This window comes from Arachidicoccus ginsenosidivorans (assembly GCF_007971385.1).
Lineage (GTDB): Bacteria > Bacteroidota > Bacteroidia > Chitinophagales > Chitinophagaceae > Arachidicoccus > Arachidicoccus ginsenosidivorans.
Genome location: NZ_CP042434.1, coordinates 79,097 through 92,792, shown reverse-complemented (window position 1 = coordinate 92,792; position 13,696 = coordinate 79,097). Strand labels below are relative to the sequence as shown.

Below are 13,696 nucleotides of genomic sequence, written 5' to 3'. Positions count from 1 at the left end.
AAATATATCATGAAAAATAAATTTCAACCAATTTTATTAGTGGTCGTCTTGGTTACAGCTTTGATTACCAGTTGCAAAAAGACATTTTTGCAACCAGATCCGCTATCATTTTATGAACCAACCACCACATTTTCCACCGTTTCCGGATTAGATGCAACACTTGCCATGTGTGACAGGCATTTGAGGGACTACTGGAGTTATATTAGCACAAGAGACGTATCACTGCCTATCAGTAGTGAATATATGATGTCAGATCTGGATGTCACAGGGAAAACCGATGATGGCTCACTATTCGCAGATGTAGCCACCCGACTGACCCCAACAGATGGATTGCATCAAGATAATATCAATATGCTAAAATACTTCTGGACTGAAACCTACAACGGTATTAAATATGCCAATACGATTACTTCATTTATAGACAATGTACCAGGACTGGACGAAGCGACCAAGCATGAGTATATTGGTCGGGCGTATTTTCACAGGGCATTCAGATATCTTGCACTCTGTTTTCAGTTTAAAGATGTTCCATTGGTTACAAAGATAATTACCGGCCCCAAACAAGACTATAAAAGTACCAGCCAGGCAGAAATTCTTAAAATGATCACCCTGGATATGGAAAAAGCAGTCCAGTGGGTGCCCGACCAGTCTCAGATGACTTATATAGGAATGATCAATAAAGGGGCTTGTCGGCAGTTACTGATCAAATGCTATTTAGCCACTGGACAATGGGATAAAGCCATCTCTCAGGCCGACACACTAATTAATAACTCAGGGTATTCGTTAATGGAGAACCCATTTGGCACCTTTGAGAGCCCGCTTGAGTCTACCTGGCATATAACACGTAATGTGATATGGGATCTTCACCGGCCCATCAATAAAGCCATTGTCGCTAATAAAGAAGCCATTTTGGTGATGCCCGACAGAGATGGTACAGACGCTGCCATTAAGTTTCGCTCCATGCGTAACTGGGGACCTATGTGGAATATGTCCACATTGTTTTCACCTGCTGGAAAATCTGTACAATCCTATGCCAAGACCAATAAAAATTACAATCCCGACCTGGATTACAATGGAGCAATAGGCCGTGGCATTGCGATGATCAGACCCACTTATTTTGCCCAACACACACTCTGGTATGTTAATGGGGAAGAAGATACTGCAGATCTGCGACATAATAGCTCCGTTGGAAACTGGGGGAGAATGGACTCTTTAAAATATAATGATCCTTCTGACAAAAAGTATTACGGGAAAAATCTCCGCCTATATGATGGTAATAAAATATTGTGCACAGATACTATCCGCAACTGGTTTGACTGGCCGCATTATAAAACCTACGTGAACGACCCTGATTTTCTAGCCAATAGCTCCAGCAACAACAATAAGGGCGGTTCTGCAGATTGGTATTGTTACCGGCTGGCAGGGACCTACTTGTTGAGAGCTGAGGCAGAATTCTATAAAGGTGATATCGGTGCAGCCACAGCAGATGTCAATGTGATCAGAAAGCGTGCACATTGTAAAGAGTTATATACCACCGTGAACATTGGTGATATTGTCAACGAACGTGCTCGGGAATTATGGATGGAAGAATGGCGGCATGAGGAATTGGCCCGCATATCCTATTGCCTCGCATTAAGTGGAAAGCCGGATGAATGGGGTAATACCTATACAGTGAATGGGTTAGAGGATAATAGCTATTGGTTCCAGCGCATCCAGCACTACAATGATTTTTATAATAAAAATAAAGTGACTGTAAAAGGCCGGCAATATACCATGGCCGCGCATATTATTTACTTTCCGATTCCTCAATGGGCAATAGATGCAAATTTGTATGGAAAGCTGCGCCAAAATAAAGGCTATGACGGCTATGACCCAAGTGTTGAAATCTGGACAAAATGGGAGGATGCGGTGGCAAATGAAGGTGCCAACTAAAGTTATAATAAAGAATAAATTGTACCAATAACCTGGTTTTTGTGTCTTATTTTTGGTGGGGAAAATGATTTTGTTTGAACCTTTATTTAAAAATTGATTCAATTATGTACTTTCTGTTTAAGATTTCAATGATAGCCGCAACCATTATTGGAGGCAATGCTGGAGCCTATCAGGACAATGTCGTGCAGACTTGCCCATCAACAATCCAGGCGATGAAGCAAGATGATTATAATGAGAGCGTTTCAACCAATCAAAAAGATAGCCTGATCGTATTGCTCGACAGCTATTTTAATAATGAAAAGCGAAAAACGAAGGCTGGAGCGCTTATTTCTATACATTATAAGTGGAATCAAAAAGACTATGGTGGATATTCCAAGTGGGGTGAAGCTTTCAGGCAAAAAGGAGCAGCGACAAGGATAACCATTGATCCGCCTTCCAAAAAAGTACTAAGAGATGCATCCATATATATTATTACAGATCCGGATATTCCTAGTGAAAACAGCAATGCAAAATACATGACACCGGAGTTTGCTGAGACAATTGCCAGATGGGTAAGTAATGGCGGCGTGTTGGTTCTGATGGCAAATGATAGTGGTAATGCCGATATTAAACATTTTAATTTGCTTACACAGAAATTTGGCTTTCGATTCAATGAAGATAGCTATAACCATGTTCCGGGCAATAATTTTGACTTAGGTGCTGTAAATATTGCTGCGGGCAATCCTATATTTAAACAAACCAGGCACGTTTACATAAAAGAATTATCCACGATTACTACTTTTGGCCAAGGCCAAGTGCGTCCTATTTTGGAAAAGCAAGGGCGTATAATAGCGGTGAGCACTCATTATGGCAAAGGAGTCGTGTTTGCTGTCGGAGATCCGTGGTTTTATAATGAATATGTCAATGGTCGATTACCTGATTCCTTTGAAAATGTAAAGGCTATGAAAGAATTGACGAATTGGTTGGTTTCAATTGCGGGTAAGTAACTGCTTATAGATAATATCCAGTGGCTGAAATATACATCTACCCTAAGTAGTCATAGAAAGATTTAGGGACAAAGGTCAAAGGAAAAAGGTGCGAATAATTGAACGGCAATTTTTCGTAGTTTCTGAACGCTGTCCAGTAAATTCAGAGTGATTTGCTTAGCGGCCTTGCTGGATAATCCTGATGGAGGAATGCTAAATAAGGATAGGGGCGCTGAATATAAGGGAATTACCTTAGTGTTAGAAAAAAGTAAAAGTCTAATTTTTGAAAAGATTAGATTAGGCTAGACTAGATCACAAATTCTTTGACGCAATACTCGCGGAAGAAAAGGTTCAGATTTTTAAAAGGACTTGCATCGCGATATTTGGTAGGAAGCCCTTCTTATCTGTTCCTGCAATTACAACTCTTTGCATCTTTCTAATTTATGGAAAGAGAATAACTCAATCTACAATTGTGTAATGATATAACACATAGCTGTTTTCCTTTATAAGACTAATGGGTAGTTTACCGTTTGTAGTTGTTTTTATTGTATGATCCTGGCCTTGACCCAAAATTAATTTTAATTTGACGCTTTTTCCCTTCGGTAGCCAACTTGTTATAAGTGTCGAGTTTAAGGAGTTTAATTCTCTTAATATCAATAAATACCCTTCTTTAGCATTTAGGATAGATTGAAAACCTGTCCATGATTTACCGGATGGCTCTTTTCCTATTGGAAAAATTTGGCCCTGATGTATATCTGTCTGATAAGACCTGTACTTTTTAATGATGGGGCTAATATTAAATGCCTTAGCGGGCAAACCTGTCGCTTCCATCCAGGCTAAAGGTTGCGCCATCATTGTAAGGGCAAAGCAGTAATCAAATCCCATCTTGGCCGGGGCGAAACTGTCTGACACTGGATATTTGTCTATATTTCTAAAAATATTTAAAAATTCTATCTGCAGGTTTTGTGGAGGTACATATTTTGAAAGTTGCCATAAGTTCCTAAGTGTCCAAAATGGATAATAGTTCCCCCAATCCGTATACCTGTTTTCTAAAAATATATTTCCGTATTCATTAAAATAGTGGTAGCCATATCTTTTGCCCGCCGTGACATCTAAATTAAATACAACCTTTTTTTGAGTAACTTCCATAATGGTGTCAAACATCCGGCGTAGCCGGATATCGGAGCGTTTATCATTTACCTGAACGCCGTCGATCTTAAAGGTGCGAATGCCATAGGTTTTGTATAACTTGATAATGGCCTGAGCGTCACTACGCCAGTTTAAATAACTACTGTCCTTGCTGGGGTTAAACCAAAGGCAGATCTCAATGCCCAGTTTTTTACCCAAATCAACAATGGGTTTAAGCCCACGGGGGAATTTCTTCGGATCTGGCATCCAATAATCTTTATTGTTCCAAATGCCGATTAGCGAACCGCCTTTAAATGCTGAATTTGAGGACCTACCAGTTTGCCATCCGTCATCAATTTGAAAATGAGATATCCCTAATTTTGCGGCTTTGACAAGTTCCTTTTCTATAAAAAATGCACTTATACTTTTATCCTGATTTCGGTCACCCCAGGTATTCATAAGTACCATATCATCTCTACCTGGTTTATGAATTCTTATTTTGGATTGATAATCTCGAAGGGCTTGCATTTTATTTAATTGCCCGCCATAAGTGACCCCAATGACAAATCCATAGGCACGTACCCAGCCCTCAGTGTCTAAATCACTTGGCTGAATGCCAATACCTATAACTTGAAATTTACCAAGACTACTTAGAAAATCGTATCCCGGATAATCTAATTGTGCCTGCGTATTGGGCGCCTCCTTTAATAAGAATATTCCGTGATCGTTTTGTGCATCGGTCGCATATAAGAGATTGCCGATTAGCTTCGCGGGTTGGCGGTAAGCTACTTGGTTTACCTCATTTACTAAATTATTGTTTCTATCGGTAATATCCTTAAATTCAATGCATTGTATATTCCAGTGGCGGCCACCAAGTGAAATGGACTCCATAATTGGGATAGCACCGGGTGTTTCTTTGCGCTTATTAAGGCTTTCAATATTACTTAGATTACCCAAACTAGTGCTTTGTGACCACCATTTTTTGTTGGTGGATCCGCGAAGATAATAAATGCATTCAATGGCCGGACAATTGGGATAAATCTTAAGGACCCTTTTAACTTCTAATTTATCGCTTTTAGTGTAAATAGAAGCCTGTAAGTAAGCAGGGGAGACGGAGGTAGTGGCAATTGTATCTACCACCAGATAACCACTATCTGGTGACTTGCTTAATCCCGGGATACTGCAATCTGTTTGCGAACTTTGACAAGACCATTGATAGGGATGTGCATTATCAGTAAGTGATAATGAAATCAGGTTTCCATTATTAAAACGAAACTTTCTAGCTATCTGTGCATTTTTTATAATTAATGTGTCATTTGATAAAATAATTTGACAGTCTGCATAACTTGCCTGAATAAATTGCGGCTTGTTGTCGTGGAAATATGCAACTCTTTCTGCCGCTCTGCTGGCTTTGCAAAGTGACAATATACTCAAAGTCATTAAAGGGATAAAGATTAATTTAGAATGGTTCATTTCGGTGATATATTGGAAGATGTATTGATTCAGACAAATATAATGGAAAGTTGGTAAATGCCTGCATAGTGGTCTAATCTGAATAATTAGATCCCCGAAATAAGATCATGGAACTTTTGACCTTTAGGCTCAAAGGTCCTATATCTGGGATCTTACATTATTATTGCTGAATGGGGTGATCAAAGTAACTTCCCTTATTTTGGGCTTTGATCAAGAAAACTAGTTTTTTGTCATTTAGGATTGTTGTGGTATTTGTTTATGCAAAATTTGTTTATCCTCAATTGGGAAAACTTCACTTGAAAATGCAACATGCACCATATTTACCCTAATAAATGATTTAAATATTTTATTTATACATAGTAATTTGGTCCCCATAAGTATGCTGATACAAACGGATATGAAATCTAATTAATTGTTTGCGAATTCCGTGGAACTCGGAACCTCGCCACCAATCAGGATTTCGACCTTAAAATCCAGGATGTTCCCAGGGGGTAGACATATAATAAGACCTTTCGTCAGGCTTGATTTCCTTCCACGGCATAGGATACACCTTGTCTTTATGCGCCCAGTTGTTCCACATGGCAGCCATCTTGCTGACCAGCTCTGGATGCACGGCCGATAAGTCCTTCATTTCACTGCGGTCATTTTCCATATCATATAACTGCCATGGCAATACGGTAACGGTTTGCCAGTTTCCATAGCCGCCATGCAAAATACCGCCCGAGACAATCTTCCATTTACCCAGCCGCATTGCTTTGTTTCCCTCGTGTTCCCAATAAATGGCTCTTGGTTTTAAATTTTGATTACTGAAGGTTGGCACCAGGCTTATCCCTGATACCGGCGTAATTTTGTTTCCGTTATATTCATTCGGATAACTTGTTTGTGCGATTTGGATTATCGTCGGCATAATATCAATTTCGTGTCCCACCTGTTTTCTTAGTGCCCCTGTTTCGGCTTTTATTCCCCCAGGCCAGTGGACGATAAGCGGTGTTGAGATGCCGCCTTCGTAAGTAAAGTTCTTGAATTTCCTAAAAGGAGTGTTAGAAAGATTTGCCCACGGTTTTAAGTAAGCTAAATAGGTGTTTTCCGGGCCCGCCATAATTTTTTTGCCCGTCACCGAAATTGCACCACTGTGTGTTATACCAGGAACCACTGCATACTGAATGTCATTCTTGCCCAAAGGTTTTAACTGAGAAGTGTCTCTGGCTACATAAGTAGTTTCACCTTCCTGCTGCTTGCCGTAACCGGTTCCTTCTGCATTTGCGCCGTTGTCTTGTAGAAAAATTATTACTGTATTATTATAAATCCCTTCTTTTTTTAGTTCGCTGACAATCTTTCCGATTCCCTGATCCATAATCGTCACCATCGCAGCATAGGTCTCCATTCTACGTTCCATCGGAGCTTTATCCTGTTCCTCCGCCCACGGTTTTGTATCCAAGGCAGACAACTCAACCGAAGAATCAATTACCCCCAATTTTTTCTCTCGTTTTAATCGCTCCCTGCGTAAAACGTCCCAACCCGCACTATATTTCCATTTATACGCTTTTATAGCCGCTTCTGGCGCCTGCATCGGCCAGTGTGCCGCCGTATAAGCAACATATGTAAAAAAAGGCTTGTCTTTGGGCCTGTCTTTTATAAATTGGATGGCATTGTCAGTAATCGCATCGGTAAAATAATAATGATCTGAATGGTAATCTGGATCATTTTGAGGCGTTATTAAAGTATTTGCACGGCATAAGGAGGGAGGATCATAATAATTACCTGCTCCGGTAAGAATACCATAGAACTTGTCAAACCCTCTTTGTAGAGGCCAGTTATGCTGCGATTTTCCAGCATGCGTATTACGGGACAGATGCCATTTACCCGCCATTAGGGTCGTATAGCCTGCCTTCTGCAATACTTGGGCAATGGTTACACAGTTGTTATTTAATTCATCTGTATACCCAGGGAGGTGAAAGTTTTTATCAGGCATCCAGCCTAATCCCGTTTGGTGGGGATACAGCCCTGTTAATAGGGAGGCCCTGGAAGGTGCACAATGATCCATATTATAAAATTGCGTGTAGCGAAGTCCACTCATTGCAAGGGCATCCAGGTTGGGCGTAGATATTTCTCCTCCATAGCAACCAAGGTCTGAGAACCCCATGTCATCCGATATAATAAGAATTATGTTTGGCCGGGCACTCCTGTCAGCGCTCTGTTGGCCGTAGGTGCTATTATCAGCAGCCAAAAAGAAAATAAATAGCAATATAAACGAAACGATCTTTTTCATGCTGAAATTAAATAAAGTGATTAGGAGAAAGATTACTGGTTTTGAAAATTTACGGTATTCGTTTAACTATATATATTAGAACAAGTACATTGAATATCCATCTTATTGACAAAAGGAAATGTCTGATCTTCAACGTTTGCTATCTTTACAAGTTTGCTATTTCTACCAAATATTCAAATTGATCCCAGATTTTTATCAAAACCTCCTACACGATATCCATAGTCGTCACGTCTGGATTAACGATGTGTCCTCTTCAGCACTAAAGTGTAACCATATCCTTTGTATAAGTCCTACAATTCCTAAGACCCACGTTGATTCACTTCGTCAACCTTCGCTAGCAGGGCTTTTCATCACTCTGGACACATATTTACATAGGGGATATATTAAAAACGAAGATAATATAATTTTCCTTATATTTTTTTTACAAAAATTGTAAGTTTACCGCTGATAGGTAAGACATCGGACTGATTAGATAGGTATGAGGGGCCGTCCTGGTAATCAGACAACGATCATTGATGCATCCCACAAAGATCTTTTGCAGATAAAAGGTAAATATTCAAAAAAGGAAATATCTTGTTCACCCATTAGCCTTAAAAGGACGTCTTGTAGCTGGTTATGCTGGGGCCACAATCAAAGTCAGTGTTAAGCACTGGAACCAGACCGCATATTTTGTTGACAAGACTTTATGCTTTTTAAAAAGGTATAAGGGCAATCCGTGTCTTGACTATCTTTGGTTTGACGACACGCATACCCTCCTGATGCCGGTGGGTCTCTGATTTATAGTAATTGGCGTATAAGTAATTATTGCAATATAAACTTACGTCCCTGTGCGCTTTTGCGGGTATCCCCATAAAAGCTTTTACTTTTAAATGCTGGTTGATGAATTTGAAACAATTAGGATAAGCTTGTCATAATTGTTTTAAGCCTATCTAGGGAATAGATAGATTTAATGATCACTGGTCCGCTGGATACTTAAATAACGAAGTAATTGTTTTTGGGCAAAAATACTCAACTGTTCAATGTAGATTATAAAAATATTGGAAGGTAGCCAAGTTGCTATCTGTGGGTATAAATAGCGCACTTTCAACATAGTATTTTTGTAGATATCCGAAAAAAAAATTAGCTTTATCGGAATGCTTAAAAAATATTATTCCTAATCTACTAATCTTATCAAGATGAAAAAGCATGCACAAAGAATAAGCGTAATTTTAAGACTACGTTTTTTTATTTTTTTATAAGTGCTTTTACTATCGATAATAGCAGTAACTGGCTTTGCTCAGACGGCCACTGCACAGAGAAAGCCATCGCTTGGTCATCCTATTGATCCAGCCAAAAGACCAAATATATTGATTATTATGGCGGATGATCTGGATTCTCGGCAGTTGAGCTGTTATGGCGGACAGAATATCAAAACCAAAAATATTGATGCGCTAGCAGAAACCGGATTAAAATTCAATAAGATCTACTGCTCTGAAGCCATGTGTGTACCCACCAGAGCAACACTTTTTACAGGCTTATACCCTGTGCATCACGGTTCCTATCAAAATCACAAAGGCGTCTATACGAATATACAAAGCATTTGTCAGTATTTAGGGAAGGAAGGATATAGAGTCGGCCTGACCGGAAAAAATCATAGTACACGCCCTCGGTCTGTTTTCCCATTTGATATTATAAAAGGATTTGAACCGAACTGCGTGTCTACTACTGATGCCTATTTTCTGGATAGTGTAAGTGCCTATATTAGCCCAAAAGATAAGCCGTTTTGTTTATTTGTTATGAGCATAAACCCTCATAAACCCTGGACAGTGGGAGACCCTTCACGGTTCGATCCTGATAAAATCAAATTGCCCGCAGATCTTGTTGACACCAAAATGACCCGGACAGATTTTTGTAAATATCTAGCTGAGATCCGAGAACTTGACAACCAGGTAGGCGATGTAGTGAAAGCACTCAAGGCATCGGGTCAGGAAAAAAACACCATCGTTATATTTCTAGGCGAACAGGGACCGCAATTTCCAGGCGGCAAATGGACCAATTGGGACTACGGATTAAAAAGCTCCATGATCATCAAATGGGACGGAGTGGTCACACCGGGCAGTGAAACTGAAGCTTTGGTTCAATACGAGGATATTACCCCTACATTAATTGATATTGCCGGTGTTGCGCCCATCAGGACACTTGATGGTAGAAGCTTTCTGTCGGTTATCCAGGGCAAGACAAAGACTTTTCGACAGTACGCCTTTGGGATACACAATAATATCCCTGAAGACCGAGCCTACCCAATCAGAAGTATCGGGGATAGCCGATACAAATTGATTATGAACCTTACAGCTCAAAAAGATTATTTTTTAAAATATATTATGGCTCCCAAACGCATACCAGGCACCTATTGGGAAACCTGGCTGAAAGCTGCAGAAAGCTCCCCCAGGCGCGGGCACTAGTAGAGCGGTATGTGCACCGCCCTGCCATTGAATTCTATGATATTCAAAAGGATCCTTATGAGCTAAACAATCTGGCCCAAGAGAGCCGGTATCAGGATACAATACAAAAGCTTCGCGTCCGTCTAGATCAGTGGATGGCTGACCAGGGAGATAGTGGAGCTGCAATGGATGTACCGCTTAAAAAAGTAAAAATACCATCGAAGAAAAAATTATTGTAATTGTTTACAACATTAAATCTTTATCTATGAAAAAGATACTGCTGTTTTTTATTATTTTGACAGTGTATACGACTGTCTATTCTCAACCGGCTAAACGACCCAATATTGTTATAATTCTGGCAGATGACCTGGGATGGGGAGATCTGGGGTTTCATGGCAGCGATATTCAAACGCCCAATATCGACAGGTTAGCGAATGAAGGTCTTGTTATGAATCAATTTTATACAGCACCCATATGCTCTCCCTCAAGAGCTGGTCTAATGACCGGTCGCTATCCCAATCGTTTCGGCCTAAGGCACAATGTTATACCGCCCTGGAGTAAGTTCGGTGTCGACACCTCAGAAACTTTTTTGCCGGAGATGCTCGAAAAGGCTGGATATAAAAACAGGGCGGCTATTGGTAAATGGCATTTAGGTGAGTCTTATAAGAAATTTCTACCCCTTCAAAGAGGCTTTACCCATTTCTACGGATTTTACAATGGTGCCTTTGACTATTTTACCCATCAAAGAGAAGGAGAGTTAGATTGGCATAACGATGAGGCAGTTAGCCATGACACAGGATATTCCACCGATCTTATCACCAGGGAGGCCGTAATGTGTATTCATCAATATGCGGGTAAATCGCCATTTTTTGTCTATGTTGCTTATAATGCACCTCATGGTCCATTACAGGCCAAGAAGGAAGACTTATTGCGATATGGATTTGACGAAAATAAACCATTATTTCCACATAAGGGAGCCTATGGACAGAAAGGCAGAGGAAACAACAAGCGCCAGACTTATTCAGCGATGGTTACCTGCATGGATAGAGGTGTGGGGCAGATTCTTCAAGCGCTAAAAGATATGCATATTGATCAAAATACGCTGGTATTATTCTTAAGTGATAACGGTGCACAAAAAGGGGCAGGAGGTAGCAGTGGTGCATTGCGTGGCTGGAAGTTTCAAGAATGGGCTGGAGGCGTTCGTAGTCCGGCGATCATTCGTTGGCCAAGCGGCTTAAAGGGTGGCCGGGAGATTGACCAGGTTGCGGGTTACGTTGATGTGATGCCCACCTTTCTTAATCTAGCAGGCGTAAAGGAAAAGCCTAAAAAACCCTTTGACGGCATTAATATCTTACCAGTATTAAAGGGCAAAGTAAAACAAATCGACCGCTATTTTTATTTGGGCTACGGAGCGATCATTCACGGGCCCTGGCAACTTGTCACTGCCAATGCAGGAAATTCTGCAATGAAAGAGCAAAAAGACCTATTATTCAATATTTTAAAAGATTCTACAGAACATTATAATGTGATAGAAAAACAACCTGACATTTACAAAGACCTTCAGCGAGCTGTGTTACCCTTTGACCAAATTAAGCCCGCCCATGAAGTTCCGTCTTACGGCCAGGGAAGAAAAGGATTTGTTGCTCCTAAGGACTGGATTATAACAAAGTAATATTCTGACACGAAACTGCCTTTACCGGCTGTGCTTTATACAAAAATAAATATGATGATAAAACGCAAATTCGCCGCATTACTCAGCCTTGCGACCTGGATGTATAGCTGTCATTTACCTCAAAAGGATAAAAAAGATAAAAAAGATCATCGGCCCAATATTGTGGTAATTTTGGCCGATGACATGGGATTTTCCGACCCCGGATGTTTTGGTGGAGAAATCCATACACCCAATATCGACTGGCTGGCCAAAAACGGAACGCGTTTTACAAATTTTTACAATACGTCCAGATGTTGTCCTACCCGTGCCTCCCTGTTAACAGGACTCTATAACCAAGAGTCCGGCATTGGAGAAATGACAACAGACCAGCACGAACCAGGTTATCGAGGTTATCTTACAGACAATACGGTTACTATTGCGGAAGTTCTTAAGTCGGCCGGATACCAGACCGCTATGTCCGGCAAGTGGCACGTTTCCAACACCAATGTTCAGCCAACCAAAAAAGAACAGCTTGCCTGGTTAAATCATCAGGCATTTCATCCTTATTTCTCTCCATTGTATCAATACCCCATTAAACGAGGTTTTGATAAGTTTTATGGAACCATATGGGGCGTTGTGGATTATTTTGATCCCTTTAGTCTTGTGCATGACAGTACAGCCGTTCGTGAAGTGCCCAAGGGGTATTACCATACCGATGCCATTAATGATTCTGCTTCAGCATTTATTCGCCAGATGAGCGGAAAGGAGCAGCCTTTCTTTTTATATGTAGCTGAGAATGCGGCTCATTGGCCACTTATGGCCAAACCTGAAGATATTGCTAAATATGAAAATACCTATAAAGTCGGTTGGGAGTCCATCAGAGAAGCCAGGTATAAGCGAATGGTGGATATGGGGCTGATAGACAGTTCAAAGGCTGCGCTTTCTCCACGATGGAATAAAGGTTTGAGTTGGAAAGACAATCCTGATTCCATCTGGGATGCCAGGGCTATGGCTGTTCATGCTGCAATGGTTGACTGTATGGATCAAGGGATCGGCCGGATTCTTAAAACGTTAAGAGAAACCGGAGAGTTGGATAATACATTGATTATTTTTTTAAGTGACAATGGCGCCAGCGCTGAAGTCTGTGCCAATTACGGGCCAGGCTTTGACAGGCCAAGTGAAACACGTGACGGACGACAGATCGTATATGATACTAAGAAACAGCGGTTGGTTGGACCAGAAACAACCTATTCATCTATTGGGCAGCGTTGGGCTAACGTTGTGAATGCCCCTTACCGGTTTTGGAAGGCAGACAGTTATGAAGGAGGTATCCATACGCCAATGATCGCATTTTGGCCTAAAGGCTTAAATCTTAAAAAAGGTGGCTTTAATAACCATGTAGGCCATGTAATGGATTTTATGGCTACATTCGTTGATCTTGCAAAGGCAAAATATCCCAGAACATTCCGCGGTCACGTTATAACACCAACACAGGGTTTGAGCCTGGTCCCTGTCTTTAAAGGACAAAAGGCTGAGACACATAGGGCTTTATTTAATGAACATTTTGGTAGCCGGTACGTGCGCTCCGGTGGCTGGAAGCTGGTAAAAAAAGGAGGTAAAGATAGCTGGCAACTTTATAATATTGCTGAAGACGAGACTGAACTCCATGATCTTGCAGACCGTTATCCTGACAAGGTGCATCAGTTGGATAGTATGTGGCAGCGATGGGCAAATGAAGTACATGTGTTTCCTAAACCATAAAAATAAAATACAGAAAAGAAAAAGAAAATAGCCCCTTCTTTCTAGATCCAATCATTACGTCTGCCTAATTTTATTGCGGCAGTGTGTGGTTAAGCAA

General features: G+C 40.8%; 8 protein-coding genes. 6 read left to right on the top strand and 2 right to left on the bottom strand.

The window, feature by feature from the left end:
- Positions 1–9 precede the first annotated feature (9 nt).
- Both FSB73_RS00325 and FSB73_RS00320 read left to right on the top strand, forming a co-directional pair.
- On the top strand, positions 10–1,932 hold the full coding sequence (locus FSB73_RS00325; protein WP_146779649.1) for a RagB/SusD family nutrient uptake outer membrane protein: 1,923 nt from the start codon (positions 10–12) through the stop codon (positions 1,930–1,932).
- 104 nt (positions 1,933–2,036) lie between these two features.
- Positions 2,037–2,918 carry a DUF4350 domain-containing protein gene (locus FSB73_RS00320; protein WP_146779648.1) on the top strand — a complete coding sequence of 294 codons (882 nt, stop codon included), beginning with the start codon at positions 2,037–2,039 and terminating at the stop codon, positions 2,916–2,918.
- Between the two features lie 438 nt (positions 2,919–3,356).
- On the opposite strand, the gene FSB73_RS00315 is transcribed toward FSB73_RS00320, so the two are convergent.
- Together FSB73_RS00315 and FSB73_RS00310 are read right to left on the bottom strand one after the other, a co-directional pair.
- Positions 3,357–5,498, bottom strand: coding sequence for an alpha-galactosidase (locus FSB73_RS00315; protein WP_146779647.1), 2,142 nt, complete (start codon positions 5,496–5,498; stop codon positions 3,357–3,359).
- A gap of 466 nt (positions 5,499–5,964) precedes the next feature.
- Positions 5,965–7,767: an arylsulfatase gene (locus FSB73_RS00310; RefSeq protein ID WP_146779646.1), complete on the bottom strand. Its 1,803-nt coding sequence runs from the start codon at positions 7,765–7,767 to the stop codon at positions 5,965–5,967.
- A 1,238-nt stretch (positions 7,768–9,005) separates the two neighbouring features.
- Between FSB73_RS00310 and FSB73_RS00305 the strand changes: the two genes are divergently transcribed.
- The 4 genes from FSB73_RS00305 to FSB73_RS00295 are packed head-to-tail and all read left to right on the top strand — an operon-like array spanning position 9,006 to position 13,599.
- Positions 9,006–10,208 (top strand): sulfatase family protein, encoded by a 1,203-nt coding sequence (locus tag FSB73_RS00305; protein WP_225974326.1) that lies wholly within the window; start codon positions 9,006–9,008, stop codon positions 10,206–10,208.
- On the top strand, positions 10,157–10,426 hold the full coding sequence (locus FSB73_RS23555; RefSeq protein ID WP_225974325.1) for a sulfatase/phosphatase domain-containing protein: 270 nt from the start codon (positions 10,157–10,159) through the stop codon (positions 10,424–10,426). Before FSB73_RS00305 ends, FSB73_RS23555 begins: the two co-directional genes overlap by 52 nt.
- Before the next feature lie 26 nt (positions 10,427–10,452).
- Entirely contained in the window at positions 10,453–11,859 is a 1,407-nt protein-coding gene (locus tag FSB73_RS00300) for an arylsulfatase B (protein ID WP_146779645.1), read from the top strand.
- A 51-nt stretch (positions 11,860–11,910) separates the two neighbouring features.
- Positions 11,911–13,599 (top strand): arylsulfatase, encoded by a 1,689-nt coding sequence (locus tag FSB73_RS00295; RefSeq protein WP_225974324.1) that lies wholly within the window; start codon positions 11,911–11,913, stop codon positions 13,597–13,599.
- Positions 13,600–13,696 lie beyond the last annotated feature (97 nt).

Bases quoted from the DNA above. Each gene is read 5' to 3' on its own strand.
- FSB73_RS00325 (WP_146779649.1), top strand. From the start codon at position 10: ATGAAAAATAAATTTCAACCAATTTTATTAGTGGTCGTCTTGGTTACA.
- FSB73_RS00320 (WP_146779648.1), top strand. From the start codon at position 2,037: ATGTACTTTCTGTTTAAGATTTCAATGATAGCCGCAACCATTATTGGA.
- FSB73_RS00315 (WP_146779647.1), bottom strand. From the start codon at position 5,498: ATGAACCATTCTAAATTAATCTTTATCCCTTTAATGACTTTGAGTATA.
- FSB73_RS00310 (WP_146779646.1), bottom strand. From the start codon at position 7,767: ATGAAAAAGATCGTTTCGTTTATATTGCTATTTATTTTCTTTTTGGCT.
- FSB73_RS00300 (WP_146779645.1), top strand. From the start codon at position 10,453: ATGAAAAAGATACTGCTGTTTTTTATTATTTTGACAGTGTATACGACT.
- FSB73_RS00295 (WP_225974324.1), top strand. From the start codon at position 11,911: ATGATGATAAAACGCAAATTCGCCGCATTACTCAGCCTTGCGACCTGG.